Origin of the sequence: Rhodococcus sp. IEGM 1366 (genome assembly GCF_033142425.1) — a bacterium.
In the GTDB taxonomy this organism is placed as follows: Bacteria; Actinomycetota; Actinomycetes; order Mycobacteriales; family Mycobacteriaceae; genus Rhodococcus_F; species Rhodococcus_F globerula.
In genome coordinates, this window is the sequence record NZ_JAWLRZ010000007.1 from 131,738 (window position 1) to 155,512 (window position 23,775).

Here is a 23,775-nt window from a genome sequence, read left to right on the forward strand (position 1 = left end):
ATGCCGCCATCCCCCAAAGCATCTCTTCGCGTCAGCCATCTGGACGTGATGCACAGCCGGACGCGGATCACGTCCGTCATCGGCCCCGTACATCTCCCTGACGACGCCACCATTGCCGCTCGACTTCGCACGATGGCCGAAGCAGGGCCACACACACGCCTCGGACTCAGACCGTCAGCGCACGGCAATCGGTGGACATTCGATCCCGAATCGTGTGCCCCCGAAGTAGTTCGGCTCGATCCGCCGACCTCCCCGATGGACCTGCTCGATACGGCGTCGAACGTCTCGCGAGAGGACCGCCCCACGACCGTCACAGTGGCCGGGAACTATCTCCGCACCGACCACAACCACGGTCTCGGCGAAGTCGCTCTGACGCTCATGATGAACGAAGTCATCCTCGGCATGATCGACCCCGCCGATCCTCGAGTGTGGCAACCGTCGCGTGCCTCGCGCTCGGGGATCACCACTGCCGCGCTACGCACCTACGGTTCGGATCCACGGCGCGGCTGGGCGCTGCGTCGATCACTCGATCGGACGCCGCGTCCCGCACAGTCCGGGCCGGTGGAACCGTGGATTCCCGCCCGCACTGCTGCCGTGGTCACCACTGATCCCGACACCGTTCGGTCGTTGCGCATGTGGCGGGACCAGAATCTTCCGTCGGTGTCGATGTACGCCCTGACCGCTTCGGTGCTGCACCGCGCGCTGGCCGACGCCGGGCTCGCCATCAATCCCGTTGCAACTGTGACCCTCGATGCCAGACGCTACCTTGCGGCAGGTCGAGTTCCGTTGGGAAACTTCGTCTCCGGACTCGAATTCGATCTGGGGGCGAACCCGACGCCCGGCCGCATCCACGAGGCCACGTCCGAGGCGGTGGCAACGGGCCGGCCCGTTGCGAACCTCGCCCTGAACATGATGCGGACCCGAATCGGCTTGCGAATCAACAATTCCGGCGCATATCCGATCAGTCGCCCTCGAGATCCCCAGGCCCAGCTGCTGTTTTCGAGCATCGGCCCGGTGCCGCGACAAGGTCAGGTTCCGTGGCTCACCGACGCGTCACCGTTCTACTCGGCGCACAACGACCCTGTCGGCCCAGAGGGCATAACGCTCACGTGGGCAATCGTGGAAGGTGCGCTCGCGACGACGGCGTCGTTCCACGGAAACGTGTTTCCGCAGGCCCTGGTGACGTCGGCCCTGGAGTGCGCTGCCACCGATCCGATTGCCTATTTGTCTTCTGTTAACTGACCCGATGTGCCCCGATACCATGGGCGTCCGATAACATAGGTAAGGCTGCCCTTCCAGGGGTGGTGTTGCACCCCGCCTAGACCCCGTCGGAGTACGTCTTGACAGCGCAGACCCACCTGGTCCCCGGGATCACCGTATTGATCTGCTGCTACACCCACGACCGTCTGGATCAGCTGTCCACCGGCATCCGCAGCGCCCAGACGCAGCTTCGCCCGGACTCGGACGAACTGATTGTGATCGTGGACCACAACGACGCACTCCGCGCAGATCTGATTTCCGCCTTCCCGAGTGGCATCACCGTGATTCCGAACGCGGCGACCCGTGGCCTGTCCGGCGCCCGCAACACCGGTGTCGCGGCAGCGCGGACTGAGTTGGTCGCGTTCGTCGACGACGACGCGGTGCTCCGACCCGGGGCACTGGACAGCGTTCGCAGCGCCTTCTCTGACGCTTCCGTTATCGCCGTCGGCGGTGCAGTACACGCCAAATGGGAAGCGGGAGCACCACCGTCGTGGTTCCCGGACGAGTTCGGCTGGGTCGTGGGCTGCGACTACCGCGGGCTTGCCGCCGACGGCGCAGAGATCCGCAATCCGATCGGCGCCGCCATGGCTGTCCGCCGTGCCGAATTGCAGAAGATCGGCGGTTTCTCCGACCGCCTGGGCCGCGTCGGAACAGTGCCGGCCGGCTGCGAGGAAACCCTCATGGGAATTGAACTACGACAGCAATTCCCGGGATCCAAGGTTGTGCGGATCGAGGAGTTTGCCGTCGACCACTTTGTTCCCCGCACCCGTAGTACCCTGCGCTACTTCATCAGTCGCTGCCGCCACGAGGGCCGCTCCAAGGCCGTGCTGTCCGACATGGTGGGCGGCAAGGCCGGGCTCGCAGCCGAACGAAGTTTTGTCATTCGTACTCTGACCACCGGGGTTCTCCGCTATCTCCGCGGCGCGGTAACGGGCAACGGCATCAGCGCGGTGTCCCGGATTCTTGTCATGATCCTCGGATTGTTTGTCACCGCATCAGCCACTGCGGCCGCGGCCATTCGCCAAGGCCGTCGCACCACCAGTTCGGAAGTACAAGCGCCAGTGGAAAAACCGGCCGAAGCACCCGTCGCCGCCGACGAGTTGATCACCGTTGTGATTCCCACTGTCGGTCGCGATTCGTTGCTCAACACCGTGCGTACCGTGCTGGCGCAGGACCACCGCAATATCGAACTGCTGGTAGTCGACAACCGTCCCCACCGAAGTGAGGCCGCGCGGATTCTGGCCGACATCGACGACCCCCGCCTGTCAATCCTGGAACAGCCCATCCCCGGTGTCTCGGCGGCCCGAAACAAAGGACATCAGAGCGCCAAGGGCCGCATCGTCGCCTTCACCGACGACGACGCAGTCCCCGATCCCGGGTGGATCTCGGGCATTGTCACCAGCTTCCACGCCGACAACACCAGTTCAGTCGGAGTCGTGACCGGCCGAGTGCTCGGTACAGAATCCAACACCAGGGAGCAAGCCTGGTTCGAGGAAGCAAAGGTCTTCGACAAGGGTGAGGTAGCAACGCTCTGGGCGATGAACTCGCGCGAAGAGACTGCGCTCGGCACAGACGGCACACTCGGCGAATACGGTCCCCACGGTCCGTTCTTCCCCTACACAGCAGGCGAGTGCGGATCGGGCAACAACATGGCGTTCCGATCGACTGCCCTGCACTCGATCGGCGGATTCGACGAGCGCCTCGGCACCGGCACCCCCACCCACGGCGGTGAGGACCTCGACGCTTTCCGCGCCGCACTCCTCGACGGTTGGGCTATTGCCTACAATCCGAACGCCGTTGTGCGGCACTACCACCGTGACAACATGCCGGAACTTCGGGTGCAAAGTTACGGCTACGGCACCGGTATGGCCGCGTCGTTGACCAAGTTCGTCCTGTCCGGATCACCGCGGCCGATCCTCACGCGTATCCCACGGGGTATCCACATGCTGATCTCGCCGACGTCCACGAAGAACATCGACTTCCCGTCCGACTGGCCGCTGCACCTGCGAATCCTCGAAGCCCTGGGTTACCTTGCAGGACCGGTCCTCTTCGTTCGTAGCCACCTGAACGCGCGCCGGGTCGGTGCCGGGCGGTGAGCACCGAAATAGACACCGACACAGACATCATCGATCTCCGGCCGGGTAAGTCCGTGGCATCGCTCCCCCACTACGGGTGGAATCCCCGTATCTGCCTGAGAATCGGCGTGGCAATTGCGGTTGCCATGTTCGTGCTCAACCTCGCCGTGGCAACCGACATCGCCGACTTCGTGCCCGCGCCGATCCGCCTGCTGATCGCGCTTGCCGGTATGACCCTGGTTCCCGGACTGCCCGTCGTTGTTGCGCTGCGCATTCCAGGCCGCGCGCTCTCGGCTGCCCTGATCGTGTCGGTGTCGTTGGCCGTCACTATCCTGGCCAGTCAACTGACGATGGTGGCCTCGTGGTGGAGTCCGCTGCGCACTCAGTTCATCTTGGTGCTCCTCGCACTCGCACTCTGCGCCGGCGCCTCGCGCACTGTGCCGTCCGACTTCCGACTGCCGAACGGCGAACGCCAGCGCCTGCGCTATGTCGACCGGAGCCGGGCAATCGGTTTCGGTGCACTGCTGATCGCCCTCATTCTGTTCCTGGTCGCCGCTGCAAGGTTGGACATCGCGGCTGCCGGCCACTTCGGCATCATCACCGAAATCGGGCCGATCTACGTGCTCGGACTGCTAACGCTCTGCGGCACAATCGTGTACACCCTGCATCGACGCCTGATCGACCACGTGTTGATGGCGGCAAACACCGTCATGCTGATTCTCTACACCACGATGCTCGTGCCGGTTGCCACCGGCGAGACCACCGTACCGGTCGCGTTTGTACATCGTGGTTTCATCAACATTCTGGCTCAGAGCGGCACTCTCCCCAACTCGATCGACGCACGATTCAGTTGGGCCGGATTCTTCTCCGCCGGGGCACATCTGATCACTGTCGCCGATGTTCCCGATGCGACCGTACTGCTTCTGTGGGCGCCGCTGTACATGGGCGCGCTACTGGCGTTTCCGCTGTACGCCATCGCGATTGCCATCACCGGCCGCGTTCGGCTCGCCTGGCTGGCGGTGGTGATCTACCAACTCTTCAACTGGTACCAGCAGGATTACTTCGCCCCGCAGGCTGTCGCGACGATCTTCTACACCACTATCCTGGCGACCCTGTTGTGGCAGCTTCGACGCTCACCACTTCCGGTAATCGGTTCCGGGATCGGCCGATTCATCGTCTCGGCGCCTCGGCGCACCCCCGGGTTCGTTCCCGGTTTCGATTCACTCCGCACACTCGCGGTGGGCGCGGTATTGCTGCTCCTCATCGTCGCCACCACCGTCAGTCACCAGATCACCCCGATCCTGGTCATCGTGGTCCTCGCATCATTCTCACTGTTCGGAGCAACGCGCTACCGGACCATGTGGCTGGCAGCGGGTCTGGTGTTCGCGGCATGGTTCAGCTACGGCGCCACCGACTTCTGGATCGGCCACCTCCAGTCGATCTTCAGCGAGATCGGGCAGGTCGGCAATTCGGTGGGCCGCGGTGTGGGCGAGCGCATCACCGGAGATCCGACGTACCAGCAGATGCAGTACCTGCGTATGGGTGCGTCCGGGATACTCGCGGTGGTGGCCTTTGCAGGTTGGGTGCTCTCACGCCACCGACGAACCTGGCTCGTGGCAGGAGCCGTTGCCGCGGCACCGTTCTCGCTTGTCCTGCTGCAAAGCTACGGCGGCGAGATGATCATCCGTTGCTTCGTTCTCGCCTCCCCGGTCCTGGCTCCCTTTGCCGCCGTCGCCCTCGCGCATGCCGGCAACCAAATCCGCAAGGCACTCAACCCGGTCTCGTCGGCAAATCACACGAGGAGGCGCAAGACACGACCGTCCCACGGGGTTCGGGTGGCCGCTGCAACCGTGGCATTGGTCTCGCTGGGATTGCTCTTGACTACAAACCGCGGACTGAACACCGCATTCGAAGCGTCGACAACCGATCAGGTCACGGTATCGGATCAGTTTATCGCCGCGGTTCCGCCGTCGACCACGATCATGACGTGGAGCCATGCGTCTCACACGAACGGTGTACGACGGACCCTGGACCCGCTCGGGCCGCGAATGATGTTCGTGGACAGCTACGACTGCGCCAACGACCTCAGCGGTTGCGCGTTGGCCCGTAACCCGATGTACGTGTACGTCACGAGCCAGGGCATCGGAATGGCGTTGCTGCAGCAGGGCATGACGCAGGAATATCTCGACGCCGAACTGGCCGCTATCATCGACAGCGGTCTCTACGTCCCGATGATCGAAAAGCCGAGCATCACGATCCTGCGCCGTGTCGACGCACCCGCTATCGAATTCGAGTCCCCATGAGTGTTGCGATCTTCTTCTTCCTGGCCGCCGGCGTTCTCCTGGTCGCCGGTGTGATCCTGCGTGAACGTGAGGTTCCTGCCACCGGCAGCATCGGCCGCGGACACGCGGCCCAACTGATCAGCCTTGCGCTTGCCGTCTGTGTGATCACCGCTGCGACTCTGACTTTCGTGCGACTGATCGCAATGGCTGTATGAGCCGTCGACGGCGGCGCGCTGCCGGAACTATCGCGGCACTCGCCCTCATCGCGTCCTGTACCTCGTGCACGATCGCGACCGATTCGCCGGCCGAAAACCCGTGCGCGCCGGAATCCTCACCTGGTGGCGTGTCACTTCCTCGCGGTGACCTGCAAGGTTGGAAGCAGATCTTCAGCGATGATTTCGACGATTGTGATCTCGGTTCCGACTGGGGTACCTACAGCGGCCAGCCAGGCGGCAATCCGAACAGCACGTGGGATGCGTCGATGGTTCAGGTCGACGACGGTCTGCTCAACCTGAATTCGCAACGAACCGATTCGGGATGGATCACCGGCGGGGTGTCGAATTATCCGGTCACCCAGCAGTACGGGCGCTGGGAGATCCGCATGCGCGCCGACAACAGCGACGACATCTCGTACCACATGCTGCTCTGGCCACAGAACGAGAAGTGGCCACCGGAGATCGATTTCGCGGAAAGCGTCAGCGGCACCCGCGACGAGATGTCCGCCTTCCTGCACTGGGTCGACGACAAAGGCAGCAACGACAAAAAGGGTGTATCCACGGGCGGAGATTTTTCCGAGTGGCACACCGTTGGGGTCGAGTGGGGACCTGGCATCGTCCGCTATCTGCTCGACGGCAAAGTCTGGGCCGAAGCACATTCGGAGACAATGGTTCCGGACGTCCCCATGTGGCTCGGCCTGCAAGCCGAGGCCGGAGCGTGTGAACGTCGTGAGGACTGGGGCATGACACAGTGCTCCGACTTCTCGGAGCAGCGCCCGGACAACGTTGCCGTACAGGTGGACTGGGTCACTGTGTATGCGGCAGACTTCGACGAGTTGGAGAAGATGCAGAAATCCGGTTTCTACGATCCGTCACCGGATGCCATTCAGTTCACAGACTGAGATTCACTCCGCATAACAAGAACAGCACGGGTAAGTGGCACAACAAGGATCACGGCAGACACAGACTCAGCCACGATGTACGCCCAGCCCAACGCGACAAGTCCGTGCTCGTCGATCAATGCCAGACTGAGTCCGAGAATCAGTGCCGCATTGCAGATCTGCACTGCCACCGCCAGGCGTAAGCGGCGACGCACACGGGCAACCGCGGTGTACGCGGCCACTATTGTCGCGGGAACCAGCGCAATCGCAGCCAGGCGGAGCAGCGGAGTTCCCTGCTCCGCGTACGGCTTACCGACAATCTCCAACATCACGGGCGCGATCACGGCAAACAGCAGCACACCACTCGACGCGACAGCACCGAGTATCGCAAAGAATCGAAGGGTCAGACCGTACAGGCGCGTCGGATCACTACTTGCCGACGCGGCAACGTACGGCCCCAGCAGCATGGTCATCAAGACCAGTACGGCGGTGACCAGGGACCAGGAGATTGCAAAGTACGCGTTGGCGTCGGCACCCATTCGCGATACGACGATCAACGGGAGTAGCAGTGGCGCAAGCGCACTGACCACGTAGATGCCGTAGGAACCGGCGAGGTAGTTCCCGATCTCCCGCCGAGGCGGCAACTGCGACGCCGCGCTCTGGTAGTCGGGCGTGCGTAGCCGCCGGGCAACCATCACGCCCAGAACAAGTGCGGCGATCAGCGCCGGTGCCGTCCACGTCCAGATGATGGCGAGGTGTGAAGCGGTAAACGCCAATGCTGCGGCAAGCACCAGCTTCACAATCGCGTGCGCGACGTTCTTCCCTGCGGCCCAACCGGCTTCGCGCAATGCCACCGCGGTGTGGTCGAGCATGGCAAACGTGGAGAACACAACCACAACCACTGGGAAAAGCCAGTACTCGAACGGATGGAGGAACATCTCCGACGTCGGGCCAAGCAGCAGGAATCCGCCGCCCAGGAGAAGACCGCCCACCGCACCGACGGCAAACCCCGCCCCGACAAGCGACTTGGAGCGCTGCCCGGCAAGCGGAAGAAAACGTTCGAAGAGTCCACCGATACCGAAGTTGCCAAAAGCCGAGAGCATGGTTGCCGTGGTGATCACCGCCGCGGCAGCACCTACCTCACGCGCCGGGTAAAGGCGTCCGAGAATCGCCCAGTAGACAAGACCCACAACACCGGTCAAGAGCGCTGAGACAGTGAGCGCCAGACTGTTTCGCTCGAGGCTGTGGCCGTTCGTGCTGGAACCCCCAGTACTGGGCCCCTCAGCGCTGGGGTCACCTGCGATTGCCGCCTCCGGCGATACGACGGTGTCGCCGGAGGGGGCGGTCACAGCGTCAGTTCGCGGACGTCAGCCTGTGCGGTCTTCTTCTGGATGGTCTTGGTCTCGCGCCAGTGCTGCCATTCCTGACCGATGGTGCGCAGCACTCGCATGCCGTCGCTGTAGGCGTTGAGGTTACTGCGTCCGTGGATCCGGGGACCCTCGAAGCTGCCGACCTCGACGATGTTGAGGCCGCTCGTGGCAAGACGGACGTTGATGACGGTCTCGATCTCGAACCCGTCGCCCCACTGCGCACGCTGGTACTCGACCGGTGCCAGTTCGAGCAGCGGGATGTGCTTGCGCCAGAAGGCGTTGTAGCCGTAGCAGAGATCGGAGAACTTTGTTCGGAAGATGAGGTTGACCAAACCGTTGAGGCCCTTGTTACCGACGTTGCGCAATCCGGTGATGTCGGAACTTCCACCGCGGCCGACAAATCGGCTTCCCTTGGCGAGGTCGGCCCCGCCGACCAGTGCCTCGACGAAGAAGGGAATCTCAGCGGGGTCGGTCGAACCGTCGGCGTCGATGGTGACGATGATGTCGCCGGTCGATGCCTCGAATCCACAGGCCAGGGCGTTGCCCTTACCGGAACGGGTCTGCACGACAAATGTTGCATCCGGCCACAATTCACGGGCCACAGCTACTGTGTCGTCAGTGGAATGTCCGTCGACGAAGACGATCTGATCGATATCCGTAGGCATCCGCGACGCAACGAACGGCAAATTTTTAGCCTCGTTCATGGCCGGGACGATGACGGAGACGGTCGGACGGTTCCCACCCTTACCGGATGCCGGTTCGGACGGTGTCGCTCCGGTGATGTCGGCAGCCGGGCCACCTGTCGGTATCGAAGTACTCACGACGATCGTCTCCACTCATATTGACAGTCCGATGCCTGGAGAATGTGTTGGCCACTGGCTCACACCCAGACAATGTCCCTCTCCAAGAACTGGATTCGGGAGGTCATGCAGTTCGTCGAACTGCATGCCTTAGAGTAGAAGATAGGCAAGCCTTAGCAAAGCCCTAGAGGCCTTGTGTGTCGACAGTCACATAATATCCAGTGGCCGAGGTGCGGGTGATCCGGTATTGCAACAACGAATACGCTCGAAGACAAACAAAGGAACTTACACGTGCACACTCAGGTTGCGATCATCGGTGCCGGACCCGCCGGACTGACTCTCGCCGCTCTGCTTCACCGACAGGGTATTTCCTCCATCGTCCTCGAACGTCACGACCGCACATACATCGAGACGCGAACCCGAGCGGGAATCCTCGAGCAACCCACCGTCGATCTCATGCACGAAATCGGCGTGGGTGACGGAATCACTCGCGAAGGCATGGTGCACAACGGGTTCTATGTTCGGTTCGACCGAACCACACATCATCTCGACTTCACCAGGCTCGTCGGCGGCCACGCCACCGTCTATCCGCAGCAGAAGCTGGTTGCCGACCTCGTTGCGGACCGGGTCGGGGGCGGCGAGCCTCTACTCTTCGAGGCCTCGGTACGTTCGATCGACACCACCACCGACGGCGCCCGCCTGCAGGTCCAGACACCAGAGGGACTACTCGAGATCACCGCGGACTTCGTCGCCGGCTGCGACGGGTTCCACGGGGTGAGCCGCGCACACCTTCCCGCAGACTCGGTCCGAGAGTTCGAGAGGACCTATCCCGTTGCGTGGCTGGGCATCCTGGCGCACACCACCCCCACCACCCCCGAGGGCATGTACTGCGCGCATGAGAACGGCATCTCGGTGCACAGCATGCGCGGGCCGAACATCACCCGCCAGTACCTGCAGGTTCCCGCGGACACCGACCTGGGCGACTGGTCTGACGAACGCATCTGGGACGAACTGACACTCCGCAGCGCCAGTGACGATTTCCCGGTACTCGAGCGCGGCGAGATCTTCGACAAATCACTGGCCCCGTTGCGCTCGTACGTGTGCGAAACCATGCAACACGGAAGGCTCTTCCTACTCGGCGACGCCGCGCACATTGTTCCCCCCACCGGCGCAAAGGGTCTCAATCTTGCAGTGTCCGACGCAGTCACGCTGTCCTATGCACTCGGTGCGTTTTACCTGACCGGCGGCAGTGAGCACCTCGACGCATACTCGAGCACCTGCCTTCCACGTATCTGGAAGGCACAGCACTTCTCCGCAATGCTTACCGAAACACTGCACTCGCTGTCCGCAGATCCGTTGGATTGGCAGCTGCGACGCGCTCGCCTGACCAGGTGGGTGGAGTCGGAGCACGAGCAGTCCGCACTGGGCGAGGTCTACCTGGGCCTGCCATTCCCCAGTCCCTGGCAGTATCCGGCATAACGGCAGTATCCGGCATAACAGCAGTTACCGGATCCGGTATTTCAGAATCGAGCCGGTCGCGGAAGTTCGGGCAACCGGATGCCGAACTCCGCGGCCAGTACGGCAAGCGCTTCGTCGCCGTCCAGGTCGCGGGCGCTGCGTAGCGCCCCGTCCGTAACGGCTAGCTGGTACTGCTCGTCAGGCCTGCAGGAGAGTGTCTTTCGCACACTGCCCTCGGTCAGGGAGCACACGATTCCGCTGGTGAAGCGGGCCAGCGGGGAGGTGCTGTGCCACCACGCCATTGCCGCGAAATCTGCGAGTGGCCTAGTGGTCGCGTCCGTCAGGTACGACGCACCGGAAGGAAAGCGCACGTCCCATCCGGCGACTGCGCCGGCATCGACCTGGTGCACTATCGCGTCGCCGCCGAACCCGACGTCGACTAACCACGTCTCGCCTGCGAAGCCGACAACGATTGCGACGTGGCCTAGTGGAAGCCCCGGCCCGTTCGGAGTGACGACGGCTGCGCCGACCAACTGTGCGTCGAATCCGACGGTGCGGAGAGCGCGGGCGAGCAGGCCGTTGAGTTCGTAGCAGATTCCACCTCGCTCACGCCGGAGCAGCTTCTCCTCGATCGCAGCTACCGAGACCTCGACCGGGCGTTTGCGGTGAATGTCGAGATTCTCGAACGGGATTCGGGACAACTGAGCGTCGGCGATGCGTCGCAACAAGGACGCGTCGACGGGACTCGTCAGGCTATCGTCGGGCAATGCGACCCTGCGGAGATACGAGTGCATTTCCGCACTCGACATCACGTCGGCGTCGCGGCGCATATGACGCATTTGCGGTGCTAACGACAGTGTTTGTGGTGTAGATCGCAGTACTGCCTCTACCCCGATGAAATCCATTTGTGTAGCCTACCCTAATATTGCGGAGGCACTCGAGAACGTCAGCCGCACGTTCGATGCCCGATTGGAGAACCTCGGTGTTCACATCACCCAACTATGCGAAGTCGCAGTCCTCGGGCGGTAAGTCCATCCGACTCTCCCGGATCAGCGACTACGCTACCGGGCGCACTCTCGTCGTCCCGCTGGATCACTCGGTCACCGTCGGTCCACTCGGCATGGCCGACCACGCCAACTCGTTGGTCCACACTCTTGCGCAGGCCGGAACCAATGCCGTAGTTCTCCATCGCGGCCGCGCCAAACACGTCGACCCTGCCCACTTCGCGCGCATGGGATTGATAGTCCATCTCTCAGCAGGAACCACCCGAAGCATGGACCTCGACTCGAAGGTTCTTGTCGGCGGCGTCGAGGACGCGCTACGCATCGGTGCCGACGCGGTCAGCGTGCACGTCAATATCGGATCGTCCACCGAACGCGAGCAACTCCAGGATTTCGGCAAGGTCTCCCACGAATGCGAAACACTCGGAGTTCCCTTGCTGGCCATGATGTATGCGCGCGGTCCCCTACGTGGTGATCTCCCGTCGGACGCGGCGGAACTGAAGCACCTGGCGGCTATCGCTACCGATCTCGGTGCAGACCTGGTCAAGCTCGACTACAGCGGCACCCCCGAATCCATGCGTGAGGTTGCCGAGTCCTGCCCGCTGCCCATCTGCGTCGCGGGCGGCCCGCCCCTCGAAGACGTCGACGCGCACGCACTCGCGCTCGGCGCCGAAATACTGAGCTCAGGTGTTGCCGGGTTGAGCTTCGGCCGTAATGTATTCGAGGCACGCAATCCGTACGCGGTGGCCTCTGCACTGGCCCGGATGATGCACTCCCCACAGGAATCGGCATCCCGGTCCGAACTCGAGATTGCCTGATCTTCAGTTTTCACCACCTCGCACGCACGCGCGCTTGTTCAACCAACGAAGGGAACGTGTCCAACTATGGACAGCACTATCGTCACCGACCAGATCCTCCCGGCGACGGGGGCCGGCACGGACAGTCGACGGACACCGATCAGCCGCGAAGGCCACTTCGCCTGGCTCGACGTCCGTTCGGTCGAGCAGAGCTTGCTGCCGGCAATTGTGCAAGCCGCATTGCACCATCGCATCGACGGCATCCTCTCGGACAAGATCGAGACCTTCGACGGCCTTCCCCCCACCGTGCGCCGCATCCTGAGCGTCGACGCTCCACTGGCAGAGGACTTCCCGTACGACGGAGTTGACCTCGTCGTGGTCGCCGACCGCGCGGACGCGTTGTCCCACAACATCGGCCACACTCCTGACCGCGGCGTCCACGTTGTCGTTTCCGACGCACCGACCCTGCAGCTGGCGTGCGAGGTTGTCCGTGAGGTGCCGTGGACGCTCCTCACGTTCACCGACCCGACCAAGATCCCCCTCGAGATCGTCATCGCCGCAGCCGAGAACTCCGGCGGACGCACGGTCACCACGGTTACCGACGTCGAAGACGCCGAAATCGTGAAGCTGGTCCTCGAGCACGGCTCCGACGGGCTCTTGCTCGCACCTCGTAGCGCCGACGACGTCGTCCGCATCGCGCGCATCGTCGATCACCAGATCGAGTCGATGGAGCTCTCCGAGCTTGTCGTCACGAAGGTCGAGCACATCGGCATGGGCGATCGTGCCTGCATCGACACCTGCTCGTTGCTCGAGAAGGACGAAGGCTGCCTGATCGGTTCGTTCTCTACCGGAATGTTCCTCTCCTGCAGCGAGACCCACCCGCTGCCGTACATGCCGACGCGTCCCTTCCGCTGGAACGCCGGCGCGGTGCACTCCTACGTCCTCGCTCCGGACAACCGCACGCGCTACGTGAGCGAACTTCAGGCCGGCCAGCCGATCCTCGCGGTCCGTTCCGACGGCAGTGTTCGCGAAGTACGCATCGGCCGCGTCAAGATCGAGAAGCGCCCGCTGATCTCGATCACCGCAGTTGCCCCGAACGGCAAGAACGTCAACGTCATTGCGCAGGACGATTGGCACGTGCGCCTGCTCGGACCCGGTGGCAGCGTCAACAACGTCACCGAACTGGAACCGGGCGACAAGCTGCTCGGCTACGTTCCCACCGAGGCGCGCCACGTCGGCCTGCCGATCACCGAATTCTGCGACGAGCGCTAGGAAAGATGTCCGTTCCCGAGATCCTCTGGTACATCGGAGCTAACGACGGAGAGGTGCCGTGGGATCCGCGGCACCGGTTCGAGCCGTCGTTTTCCGCTCTACGTGAGCAGGCGCGCACTCTCGACCGACTCGGCTACTACGGCGCGTTGACAACGGCCCGCGAGCCGATTTCGCTTGTCGCAGATACCGAACGGCTGCGCTTTGTCGTACCCGAGTATCCCGGAGTCAAACCGCCGGCGCTGCTTGCCGAGGAGGCACAGGTCTTCGATCAGTACTCCGGCGGCCGGTTGATCTACAACCAGGTCAACGGAGCCGATCCGGTGTTGGCGCGTTACGGACGATTTCACTCCAAGGACGAACGCTACGGCGTGTCCGAGGAGTACTGGCCGTTGTTCAAGCGACTCTATCTCGATGAGGCGCAGGCGTTCTCGGGTGAGCACTTCGAGCTCGGTCCGCGATACAAGCCGGCCATCGCCGGACCCCGTCAGCCTGACGGGGTTCCGGTCTGGGGTACCGGGGCCTCCCCTGCCGGAATCTCGCACGCGGCAGAGGTTCTCGACGCCTACCTCATGTTCATGAGCCCGGCTGAAGCGATGTCGACGCTGTTCACGAAGGTCAGGGCAGCAGCATCCGACAAGGGCCGCGAACTGAAGTTCGGAGTATTGGCCAGCGTCATCGTCCGGGAAACGGAAGAGGAGGCCTGGGAGCGGTTCGAATGGCAGCTGTCCCAGACCTCACCGGAATCGGTGCTCAGCACCGCAGACCGCAATCTGACCAGCTTCGGGTTCCCACCGTTGGCGGAACTCACCTCCGACGACGCACAGGTGCAGGCCCGGATCGACGCTCTGCGAGCCGGCCGCCTGCCCACCCGATCGGAACTCGAGTTTGCCCCGAACATGGCTGCCGGACTGACCACGTGGTCCGGCGCCGAACCACCATTCGACGTCGCCGGTAAGGGCACCGGCAATTACCTCGTGGGCAGTGCCGACAACGTGGCCGCGCGCATGCTCGAGATGAGCGAAAGGGTGGGCATCGACATCTGGATCCTGTCCGGGTGGCCACTCATCCGCGAGGCCGAAATCACGGCCGAACTGCTTTTCCCCAGGCTCGGCGTGACAGCTGCATTCGGAGCAACTGCCGGTGTCTGATATTTCGACATTCGAGTCTTTCCTCGCTCCTCGTGGACACGAACCGTTCGCGGTGCCGTGGTCCTCGGTGCGGGAACGGTTCGAATCCGTTGCAACCGCAGTGCCTGACAACATCGCGGTGGTCTGCCGCGGTAGCAGTCTGAGCTATCGGGAGCTCCACTCGCTTGCAGATGCCCACGCTCGGGCCTTGGTGGGTCATCTCGGTAGCGATCGACGCCCCGTTGCGCTCGACACCACCTGCAGCCTCGACTGCGTCGTCGCGCTTGTCTCCGTGCTTCTCTCGGGACATCCGCTGGTGCTGCTCGACTCGCAACTGCCCGAGGATCGGCGCCACAACATTCTCACGCGCTCGGGTGCTGCACGCATTTCCCCGGCAGAGTTGGCTGCATTGCCCCGACATCCCGAACAGCCACTGCCCGCTGTCAGCGAGAGCGACTGCGCAGTACTACTTTTCACATCCGGTTCCACCGGTACACCGAAGGCAGTCCGCCAGGGCCACCGACTGTGGCTCAACCAGGCGGCGGATTTTCACGCCACGCTCGGCATCGGTTCAGGCGATCGGCTGGGAATGGCGTTGCCGATCAGCTTCGGCGGCGGACTCGACGTCGTGTTCAGCGCACTACTCAACGGTGGCGAACTGCATTTTCTCGATCCCCGCGAAGTAGGTATCGAGGAAGTCCCGCAGTGGATTTCGAGCCACATGCTGACCACGCTGCACGCCACCCCCTCACTGCTGCGCGCAGTCATGAAGGTGTGCGCCGGCACCGCCACACTGACCGGTCTCCGCTTGGTCACCACGTGCGGTGAGGCAGTGCACGGCGACGACGTGGCCAGGCTTCGCACCTTGCTCAGTCCGACTGCGTCGTACTGCAATCTGTCGGGTTCCTCCGAGACCGGCAATCTCGCGTTCAACGAATTCCCCCCTGGCCGCGACGTTCCCGACCGGGTACTTCCCGTCGGCGTAGTGGCCGCCAACAAAGTGGTGCGGTTGCTCGGCCCAGACGGCGCCGATGTGGCGCCGGGTGAGGTCGGCGAAATCGTCGTCGAATCGCCCTATCTTTCCGAAGGTTATTTTGTCGAGCGAGACGGCACCGCTACGGCAGAGATCACTAAGTTCGGCCGGGCAGCAGACGGCACACGATCGTTCCGGATGGGCGATCTGGGCCGATTCGACCAGCACGGACTGCTGCACCTGGTCGGCCGGAGCGACGACGCTGTCAAGGTGCGCGGCTACCTGGTTGAGCCGTCGGAAGTGGAGTCGGCACTGCGACGCCTACCTGCTGTCGAAGATGCCGTTGTGCTGGCTCGGCAAACAGACTCAGGCGCCGTGCTGGTCGGATACGTTGCCGTAGATCCCACTACCCGCGCGCCGTCTGCGGCAGACTTGCGACGAGATCTTCGAAAGACTCTGCCTGACTGGATGATTCCTGCCAATCTGATGCTGCTTCCGGCGCTACCGCGCAACGAACGCGGCAAGGTGGACCGCGGCGCTCTTCCAGCGCCCTCCCCCAGGCCCGCCGTAATTCCCCCCGCCGTGGGTGTCGAGTCCGAACTGGCAGCACTGTGGTCTGAGATCCTCGGGATCGAGCAGATCGGCCGGGACGACGACTTCGTCTCTCTCGGGGGCGATTCCCTGCAGACTCAGCAGATGCTCACCCGTGCCGGCCAGAAGTTCGGCGCCGAACTGTCGTCGGCAACCTTGGCCAACTTCCCTACCCTGCACCAGTTTTCCGCACATCTCGAGCAGGCCGCTACAGGTATGACGCTGCGCACCCGTGTGCTGGTTCCGTTGCAGACCGGCGGCACCGGAGACCCGTTATTCGCCTTTGCCGGAGCAGGTTCCACCGCGCTGGCCTTGCTGCCACTGGCGAGGGAACTCGGACCTCAATGGACGGTGCACGGTCTCCAGGCCCACGGACTCGAAGGCCGCGGATTCCCCGATTGGACGGTGCGCTCAGCAGCGAAGCGCTACCTGCGCGAGATCCGCCAGGTACAACCGCACGGCCCGTACACCTTTGTCGGTCACTCACTCGGTGGTGTGATCGCAATGGATGTCGCGCGTCTACTCGAAGCCGAGGGCGAAACCGTCAACGCGGTGATCTGCCTCGACACGATCCTGAGTGGACCACTGGGTTCGGGAATTCTCGATCTGTCTCGCAGTGAGCCGGATTCGGGTGAACAGTCGATCCCTTTGTCCGAACCTGCTCCCACCGATCGTCGCACGCTGTGGAAGACTCGCGCCATGTTACTCACGGCGGGACTGTGGCAGTACCCGGCGCAGACGCAGTGGGATCTATTCCACGATCTGGGTCGACGCGTCGCGCTCATGCACCGTTTGCGGCCGTGGGACGGCGCAGTATCGGTTGTCATGGCAGAAGACAACCCGGATGACCCCGCGTGGTGGACTCGAGTTGCACCCCACGTTGTTTCGGTGGAGCGTGTCTCCGGCGATCATGTCGGCATGCTCCGGCCGCCGTATGTCGCGCACACTGCCGCACTCGTGCGCGAGGCGCTGAAGTGAGCTTCCGGGCCGCAGTTCTGGTCATCGCGCATCACCAGCCAGAAGTCTTTGCCGCACTCGTTGATTCACTGCGCCACCCGTCTATCGACGTCTATGTCCACATCGACGCCAAAGCCGATCTCGCATCGTTCGAGGCCGTGGTGCCGGAAAGTGACGGGGTGACCTATCTGCGCGACCGTCGCTCCGTGAACTGGGGCGGGCTGAGCGTCGTGCACGTGATTCTTCGATTGATCGAGCACGCGCGATCCTCCCGCAACGAGTATCAGCGGTACGCCTTGTTATCGGGTTCCGATCTGATGATCGCGCCGATCGAGGAAGTGCTGGCGGCCTGGCAGAGTTCCACCGAGTTCATCCGAGTTGACTGGCGACTGACCGGCCCCGGTGCGCAGCGCGCCCATCTGGTGGACCGTCGACACTTTCCGGACGACAGGTCCCCGCTTCGCGCGCGACTGTCCGGGCGCATCCCGCGGAAGGTGGATCCGACTGTCGAGCTGTACCAGGGATCAACGTGGTGGGCACTGACAGCCGGCGCAGTGGATCAGGTCACCGGATTCATCGCGGAACATCCGCGATGGCTCGACTTCCATCGGCACACACTGTGTTCCGACGAGATAGTTTTCCATTCGATCCTCAAAGCCGCGCCGCACGCGCGTCGGATCGTTCAGGACGTGGAGCAGTGCGCCGACGTCGACAAGTTCATCGCCGACCCGGTTCATGCGCTTCATCACATCGACTGGTCTGATCGAACTGCGCTGAGCCCGCGGGTACTCGGAATCGACGACGAACCGACACTGCGTGCGTCACGGGCACTGTTCGCCCGCAAGGTCGACACGACCTCGACGGCGCTGATCGACGCTTTTGCCGTGAACTCGGATTCTCTCCCATGAGCCGCTTGCCGACCCGTCGCCTGAGCGCTGGACTCGAGTCCAATGCCGCGGCGCTGATGCTCTCGTCCGTGGCAACAGGTGCACTCGGCCTCGTGTATTGGGCAGTGGCAGAACGCTTCTTCAGCACGGCAGAAGTCGGTCGCGCGTCGGCGGTCATCAGCACGGCAACCATGCTCGCATCGGTGTCCTGCCTGTCGCTCGGCGGTGCATACCAACGTTTCCTTCCCGTCGCCGGACGCGCCTCGACGCGTCTGGTCCTGGGCGGGCTGGCACTGACAGCCACCGTGGCCGTTCTTCTCGGTTGCGGTTTCCTGCTGGTCAATCCGACCAACGAACGCCTCTTCACCAACACGACCGAGCGCGTCGCCTTCCCGATGTTGGTGATGACACTGGCGATCTACGCTCTGACCGACCCGATCCTGACGGGTCTGCGGCTGGCGAAGAGTGTTGCGGCCAAGAACATTGCACTGTCGGTACTCAAGATCGTTCCGATCGTTGCACTGGCGGGCACGGGATCTACTCTGGCCCTCACCGGGTCTTGGGGTGTGCTGGCGTTTGGCGTCACCGCGGTTGCGCTGGTTCACATTCTGCGCACCGGTGTGCGCGGACGAACGACAATCGCGCCTGATCTGCCACCGGTGCGCGAACTGTGGGCATTCCAAGGCGTCTTCTTCACGATGACGCTTGTGCTCACGGTGACTCCCCTTGTGCTGCCACTGATCGTGGTGTCGCAGTTGGGCACCGAACAGAACGCCTATTTCAACGTGGCCTGGACCATGTGCTCGGCAGTGGGATTACTCCGTAGCGGAGTCGGTTCGTCGTTCATCGTCGAAGCCTCCTCGCCCGATGCCGACCGGAAAGCCCTGCTGAGGCGGTTGTTGCGAATGCTCGCGGTGGTGACCGCGGTATCTGCTGCGGGGCTGGCGATCGGTGGACCACTGGTTTTGTACGTGATCAGTCCCGACTACTTCCACGCGGCAACAACACTCGTCCTCGTGATGGCGCTCGATTCGATAGCCGGAGCTGTTGTCGTGGTCTATTTCCTTCTCTCCCAGATCTTGCGACGACTCCGGCTCATGTTGGCGGTCCAGTGCGTCATCGTCGTCACCACAGTGTCGCTGGCACTGGTCTTGATTCCCCGGCTGGGCCTGATCGGGGCCGGACTGGCAACGCTGAGTGCTCAGTTGGTCGCCATAGCAGTGATCGCGGTGCCACTGCGCCGTGCGGTCGTCGACTTCTCGGCCACCCCGGTGGTCGCGAAATCCGACCCCCGTCACCTCAACATTCAGGACCTCGATATTCCGGAACCTGACGTGCTGGATTCTGCAAGAACCTAGTGCGCTGCTCGCACTTTCGCGAGCGTCTCGACTATTTTTCGTCCGGTGAACCGGATGGTCTCGACGCCCGGGCGTCGTATCACCACAGCGGCAGCCGGGCGCGCGATGTCCGCCAACGCCCGCACTGCCGCCACGGGCAACGGCCCCGCCGGTACCTGCGGCCACAGCAGCGCAGTCAGCGCCTCGTCCGAAAGCGGCCGGACGCCAATCGACTCCGCGTACTCGCGAGCGATCCGCTGGTGCGCAATCCGCTGCTGCGACCCGTGCACGGCACTGACCTGGTGGGGGTAGATCCGGTACTCGTATCCGATCATCGCCACGTTGGCGAGACGACCGAACTCCGAGAGTTCCGCGAACATCCGGTAGTCCTCCGCGTGAGCGAACTCGGTCCGGAACTCGAGACCACTGCGGTCCAGGATGGGCTTGCGGATCATGACCGATGCGCCGCAGTGACAACTGCCGAGCAACAACCTCTGCCGGCAGGCCGCATCCGAACGCGGCATCCGAACCCTGCCCGACATTGCCCCGAACAGTTCGTAATCGGTACCGCACGACACTATCGACGGATCAGCCGTCAACACTGCCAATTGGGCGGACAACCGGCCGACACCCATCCTGTCGTCGGCGTCCATCCGCGCCAGGAACTGCCCCCGCGCTTCCGCGAGACCTCGGTTCAGAGCACCGACCAGTCCGGTGTTGTCTTGGCGCACCACTCGCAGTCGCGGATCGGACACCGACGCGAGTACCGCGCCAGTGTTGTCGGTGGACCCGTCGTCGATCACGAGTAGTTCGAAGTCACGGAAATCCTGTGTAAGAACCGAATCCAGCGCCTCGCGCAGGTAGGGGCCGGCGTTGTAGGCGGGGATCAGGACGGTGACCAGCGGTGCGCTCATCGGTGCCCTCATCGGTGCCTCAGAATCGCGGAGTACAGGCCTGGGGTGTACTTCACCATCACCGCGAACACAGCCTCGCGGCGGTGACCGGTGCGTACCAACGGAATCACGTCGTCCGTCGAAATCGACCGACGCACACGGGTTATCGCTTCGTCGTAGAGTTCGGGCCGCGTCGGCGACGCGTGGCGGGCGCGCATGGCCACGTGAGCCACGGACGTCAGCACCTCGCGGTAGCGGAAGGCGCGTATCTCATTGCCCCACGTCGTGCTCAGAGAATGGTCGCCCAGTGCACTGTCGATGTCGCGTTCGACTTTGAACAAGTCCAGCGTACGCGGGGTGAGTGAGGTACTGATCGAGCCCTCACGGTAGAGATACCGGTACAACGGCTCCTCAACCAGGGCAACTCGCTCGGCAGCCAACGACATTCGCAACACGGGCGCCATGTCCTCGTACCCCTGCCCCTCGTCCCATGGGCGCTCCCCCAGTAACTCGCGGCGGAAGAGTTTGGTGCATGCGTAGGCTTTTGCGTCCCCGAGAATCAGGCGTCGCGCAAACTCCTTGCCCGACACCACCATCGCGTCGAACGGCGCCTCGTCGATCTGGATTGCCGTACCGGATTCGTCGACGCGAGTTGTTCTGGTGCAGGCGAAGTCGGCCGACGCAGTGATCAATGCCGACTCGAGTCGCTCGACAAAATCGGGTGCCGCCTCGTCGTCACTGTCGAGGAACCACACCAGATCCTCGGTCACAGCACCCAGACCGGAATTGCGTGCGCGCCCCAAGCCCTCGTTGCGCTCGTGGACCACGGACGTGAAATCGACACCACGTGAACGCAAGTACGACTCTGCACGCGCCATGGACTCGTCGCCACCGCGATCGTCCACCAGAACAATCTGCGTAATCGGACGAGTCTGCTCGAGCACCGAACGAAGGCAATTCTCCACGTACGGCAAGCACCGATACACCGGCACAACCACACTCACACCGGCAGGGTTACGGTTCACCGATCACTCAGGTCTCTCGATAGAAAACACCAACAGAAAGTTAGGATAACCTAGGTTCCGTCAAAATGGGGTGTCACCGTCGCCACCAGACCATGGTGATCCGAACCCTCGATCTCGATCCGCTCGAAGTGCGTCACTGTCGCCCTGTTCGTCACGATGTGGTCGATCCCGATCAACGCCGGATACCACGTGTCGGCGGGGAAAGTCATCACAAACCCCGCGCCCGTCTGCTCTGCGGCATCGGTAAAACCGTCCGTCAGGATCGCACGAAAACGGCTGTGCGAGTATGTCGAATTGAAGTCGCCGCCAACAATCATCGGCTTGCCGTCGGCCGCCTGCTCGTGCAGCAATCCGTTCAACTTGCCCATCTCCGACGCCCACATCCAGGCAGGGGACGGATAAGGCGGCATCGGGTGCACAGAGGCCACCGTCACGCTGCGGCCGTCACCGATATCCGCTGTTGCCACGAGATTGGACATCGCGAAGCGGCCCAACGACTCCTGCTCCGTGAGCGGGAACCGACTGTAGATTCCGGTACCACCGCCGCCGTCCTTCGGCTCGACGAACCGGTACGGCAGCAATGCAGCCAGACCATGCGTGTCCAACTGCTGCACCGCTGAGTCCGTCAGTTCCTGAATGGTGAGTACGTCGATCGAGTCCGAGCGAACCTGATCCACCAACGCATCCGGATCGGCCTCGCCCAGGCGAATATTCGCCTGCATCACCCGGATTCCCTCTCCGGCAACCGTGTCCGGCGTGTTCGAGACAAACAGCGGCGCCTGGGTGAACGCCCCCGCCAACACAACTGCAACCCCAACGGCGAGAGTCCGCCACGATCGCGTTGCTGCCAGTACCAACAGACCCAACAGACCGACACCGAGCATCAACGGAACAAACGACGACGCGATGATCAACGTGTTGGACTCAGGCCCGACATAGAAAACAATCACGCCCAGCGCTGCCACACCGACCGCGGCCGCTCCGGCGAGATATACCGCCCGCCGAACTATCCGGCGGCCGCCGGTCACGGAACTCGTGGTGGACGCTGGGTCGACCTCGCCGCTATTCGGCACCCATTACCTCGAGCCAGGCACCCACCTGCGGGTCCGATGCCAGATCCACGAAATCGATTGCCGCTCCCTCGAATCGCCAGCGCTCGACCAACGACATCAGCCGCACCGAATCCAGGCCAAGGTCGATCAGGCTCACGTCTTCGGTCAACTCGTCAGCGGGGAGGTCGAGGACCTCGGCAAGATCGGAGATAATGCGATCGCGAGTGAATGCAGTGGTCATCGGTGTTCCTTCTCGAGTTCTGTTTCAAGGTCTGGTGTTTGCAGATCTGAGGTCCCGCCGGTTACTCGCCGTAGTGACCCGAGCACCACCGTCGACAGTAAAGCGACGCCGCCGAGGGTCAGGCTGTAAACGACAACAGCCGTCGACGGCAGGAAGGCTGCTCCGAATGCGCCGGCAATCAATGCACCGACCGAGAGTCCGGCAACTTCCTGTGCCGCCCACAATCCGTTGACTCGCCCCAGCAGTGCTGTCGGCGTGTGGGTCTGGATGATCGAATACCGGAGCACTTCCTGAACGGAGGTGACGGCACCCACCACGACCAGCAGGAGAACAGCCACTACCAGTCCTGTGGCCAATCCGACCACGGCTTGCACGGCAAAGGCCGCAACCAGTGCCGTCATCAGCACTCGGCCGGGATGTGCAAGGCGGCCAAGCCAACCGCTGGTGACGGTGGCCAGCACCGCACCGATGGCGCCGGCCGCGTACAACATGCCCACCGCGCGCGAGTCACCCGTGAATCGTTCGTCGACGAACCCGGGAACCAGAACGAGGACACCGCTGCCGAGCATCGCGATCACACCAACTGCCATGACGCCGCCTACCACGCGGTGCCCGAAGATGAAGCCCGTCACGGACACCGGCGGCTCGCCGTGCCCGGACTCGTGGTCGTGGACCGGTGGCATCATGGACGGTAATCCCGCGAGAAGCACGATGGTGATCACGGTTCCGGCGGCCGCAACCCAGTAGTTCCAGGCCACCGACGTTGCCGCGATCAACAATCCGCCGAGTGCCGGGGAAATCACGGCGCCCGCCCGCGCACTGAGCACGTTGAGCGCGCCGACACCCACCAATTGGTCCTTGGGGATAAGACTGGGGATGACGGCAAAGAGCGCTGCGATACTGATCGAACCGATAAGCCCGTTGACAACGGCGAGCACAAAGATTGCCACCGTCGACGGATTCTCGAGCATCGCGTTGAGAGCCAACCCGACAAACGTCAATCCGGATACTGTGCGCGCAAACAGAATCAGGGTCTTCCGGTCGTATTTGTCGGCAAGTATTCCGCCGACCACCATGCCGCCGATGGACGCACCGCCTTCGACGGCTGCCACGAGACCGACCATGAAGGACGATTCCGTGAGCGCGTACATCTGGATCGGCACACCGACCATCAGCATCCCGATACCGAAGATCGAGATGGTACGGGCAATGAAAACTCTCCGGAACGGCGCGCTTTCGCGCAACGGCCGTAGGTCGAGTAGCACTCCGCGTTCGCTCATC

The 23,775-nt window shown here is 63.0% G+C and carries 20 protein-coding genes; 12 read left to right on the plus strand and 8 right to left on the minus strand.

Features of this window, described 5'->3' with window-relative positions:
- The 5 genes from R4P64_RS21735 (at nt 1) to R4P64_RS21755 (ending at nt 6,734) form a co-directional block, all read left to right on the plus strand.
- The gene (locus R4P64_RS21735) at nt 1-1,242 is read left to right on the plus strand and encodes a hypothetical protein (RefSeq protein ID WP_317822692.1); all 1,242 of its coding nucleotides are present in this window, start codon (nt 1-3) and stop codon (nt 1,240-1,242) included.
- Nucleotides 1,243-1,340: 98 nt separating this feature from the next.
- Nucleotides 1,341-3,356 (plus strand): glycosyltransferase family 2 protein, encoded by a 2,016-nt coding sequence (locus R4P64_RS21740; RefSeq protein WP_317822694.1) that lies wholly within the window; start codon nt 1,341-1,343, stop codon nt 3,354-3,356.
- Entirely contained in the window at nt 3,353-5,638 is a 2,286-nt protein-coding gene (locus R4P64_RS21745) for a hypothetical protein (protein WP_317822695.1), read from the plus strand. Before R4P64_RS21740 ends, R4P64_RS21745 begins: the two co-directional genes overlap by 4 nt.
- On the plus strand, nt 5,635-5,832 hold the full coding sequence (locus R4P64_RS21750; protein WP_033231638.1) for a hypothetical protein: 198 nt from the start codon (nt 5,635-5,637) through the stop codon (nt 5,830-5,832). Before R4P64_RS21745 ends, R4P64_RS21750 begins: the two co-directional genes overlap by 4 nt.
- On the plus strand, nt 5,829-6,734 hold the full coding sequence (locus R4P64_RS21755) for a glycoside hydrolase family 16 protein (RefSeq protein ID WP_317822696.1): 906 nt from the start codon (nt 5,829-5,831) through the stop codon (nt 6,732-6,734). Before R4P64_RS21750 ends, R4P64_RS21755 begins: the two co-directional genes overlap by 4 nt.
- Here the strand turns inward: R4P64_RS21755 and R4P64_RS21760 are convergent.
- Both R4P64_RS21760 and R4P64_RS21765 read right to left on the minus strand, forming a co-directional pair.
- Nucleotides 6,719-8,062, minus strand: coding sequence for a lipopolysaccharide biosynthesis protein (locus tag R4P64_RS21760; RefSeq protein ID WP_317822697.1), 1,344 nt, complete (start codon nt 8,060-8,062; stop codon nt 6,719-6,721). The two genes, R4P64_RS21755 and R4P64_RS21760, sit on opposite strands and share 16 nt — an antisense overlap.
- The gene (locus R4P64_RS21765; protein ID WP_230590013.1) at nt 8,059-8,865 is read right to left on the minus strand and encodes a glycosyltransferase family 2 protein; all 807 of its coding nucleotides are present in this window, start codon (nt 8,863-8,865) and stop codon (nt 8,059-8,061) included. The genes R4P64_RS21760 and R4P64_RS21765 overlap by 4 nt, the downstream gene beginning before the upstream one ends.
- 309 nt (nt 8,866-9,174) lie before the next feature.
- Here R4P64_RS21765 and R4P64_RS21770 point away from each other — a divergent pair, with 309 nt between their 5' ends.
- A complete protein-coding gene (locus R4P64_RS21770) occupies nt 9,175-10,362 on the plus strand; it encodes a 4-hydroxybenzoate 3-monooxygenase (protein WP_033231640.1) in 1,188 nt (395 codons plus the stop codon).
- A gap of 41 nt (nt 10,363-10,403) precedes the next feature.
- Here the strand turns inward: R4P64_RS21770 and R4P64_RS21775 are convergent, their stop codons facing one another.
- Nucleotides 10,404-11,246: an arylamine N-acetyltransferase family protein gene (locus R4P64_RS21775; protein ID WP_317822698.1), complete on the minus strand. Its 843-nt coding sequence runs from the start codon at nt 11,244-11,246 to the stop codon at nt 10,404-10,406.
- Between the two features lie 77 nt (nt 11,247-11,323).
- On the opposite strand from R4P64_RS21775, the gene R4P64_RS21780 reads away from it, so the two are divergent.
- The 6 genes from R4P64_RS21780 (at nt 11,324) to R4P64_RS21805 (ending at nt 19,304) form a co-directional block, all read left to right on the plus strand.
- On the plus strand, nt 11,324-12,160 hold the full coding sequence (locus R4P64_RS21780) for a 2-amino-3,7-dideoxy-D-threo-hept-6-ulosonate synthase (RefSeq protein ID WP_033231827.1): 837 nt from the start codon (nt 11,324-11,326) through the stop codon (nt 12,158-12,160).
- A gap of 66 nt (nt 12,161-12,226) precedes the next feature.
- Nucleotides 12,227-13,411: a 3-dehydroquinate synthase II family protein gene (locus tag R4P64_RS21785; RefSeq protein WP_317822699.1), complete on the plus strand. Its 1,185-nt coding sequence runs from the start codon at nt 12,227-12,229 to the stop codon at nt 13,409-13,411.
- A gap of 5 nt (nt 13,412-13,416) precedes the next feature.
- Nucleotides 13,417-14,559, plus strand: a complete 1,143-nt coding sequence (locus R4P64_RS21790; protein WP_116103552.1) for an LLM class flavin-dependent oxidoreductase — start codon at nt 13,417-13,419, stop codon at nt 14,557-14,559.
- Nucleotides 14,552-17,080, plus strand: coding sequence for a non-ribosomal peptide synthetase (locus R4P64_RS21795; protein ID WP_317822700.1), 2,529 nt, complete (start codon nt 14,552-14,554; stop codon nt 17,078-17,080). Before R4P64_RS21790 ends, R4P64_RS21795 begins: the two co-directional genes overlap by 8 nt.
- The gene (locus R4P64_RS21800; RefSeq protein WP_317822701.1) at nt 17,077-17,967 is read left to right on the plus strand and encodes a beta-1,6-N-acetylglucosaminyltransferase; all 891 of its coding nucleotides are present in this window, start codon (nt 17,077-17,079) and stop codon (nt 17,965-17,967) included. The genes R4P64_RS21795 and R4P64_RS21800 overlap by 4 nt, the downstream gene beginning before the upstream one ends.
- Nucleotides 17,964-19,304 (plus strand): polysaccharide biosynthesis protein, encoded by a 1,341-nt coding sequence (locus R4P64_RS21805; protein ID WP_317541091.1) that lies wholly within the window; start codon nt 17,964-17,966, stop codon nt 19,302-19,304. Before R4P64_RS21800 ends, R4P64_RS21805 begins: the two co-directional genes overlap by 4 nt.
- Here R4P64_RS21805 and R4P64_RS21810 read toward each other — a convergent pair.
- From R4P64_RS21810 to entS, 5 genes are all read right to left on the minus strand, one after another.
- The gene (locus R4P64_RS21810) at nt 19,301-20,197 is read right to left on the minus strand and encodes a glycosyltransferase family A protein (protein ID WP_317822702.1); all 897 of its coding nucleotides are present in this window, start codon (nt 20,195-20,197) and stop codon (nt 19,301-19,303) included. The genes R4P64_RS21805 and R4P64_RS21810 overlap by 4 nt on opposite strands.
- 8 nt (nt 20,198-20,205) lie before the next feature.
- Entirely contained in the window at nt 20,206-21,180 is a 975-nt protein-coding gene (locus tag R4P64_RS21815) for a glycosyltransferase family 2 protein (RefSeq protein ID WP_317822703.1), read from the minus strand.
- A 71-nt stretch (nt 21,181-21,251) separates the two neighbouring features.
- Nucleotides 21,252-22,274, minus strand: coding sequence for an endonuclease/exonuclease/phosphatase family protein (locus tag R4P64_RS21820; RefSeq protein WP_317822704.1), 1,023 nt, complete (start codon nt 22,272-22,274; stop codon nt 21,252-21,254).
- Nucleotides 22,264-22,494: a phosphopantetheine-binding protein gene (locus R4P64_RS21825; protein WP_317822705.1), complete on the minus strand. Its 231-nt coding sequence runs from the start codon at nt 22,492-22,494 to the stop codon at nt 22,264-22,266. The genes R4P64_RS21820 and R4P64_RS21825 overlap by 11 nt, the downstream gene beginning before the upstream one ends.
- Complete coding sequence (gene entS / locus R4P64_RS21830) at nt 22,491-23,774, minus strand: enterobactin transporter EntS (protein ID WP_317822706.1); 1,284 nt, start codon at nt 23,772-23,774, stop codon at nt 22,491-22,493. Before entS ends, R4P64_RS21825 begins: the two co-directional genes overlap by 4 nt.
- Nucleotide 23,775: the final 1 nt, after the last annotated feature.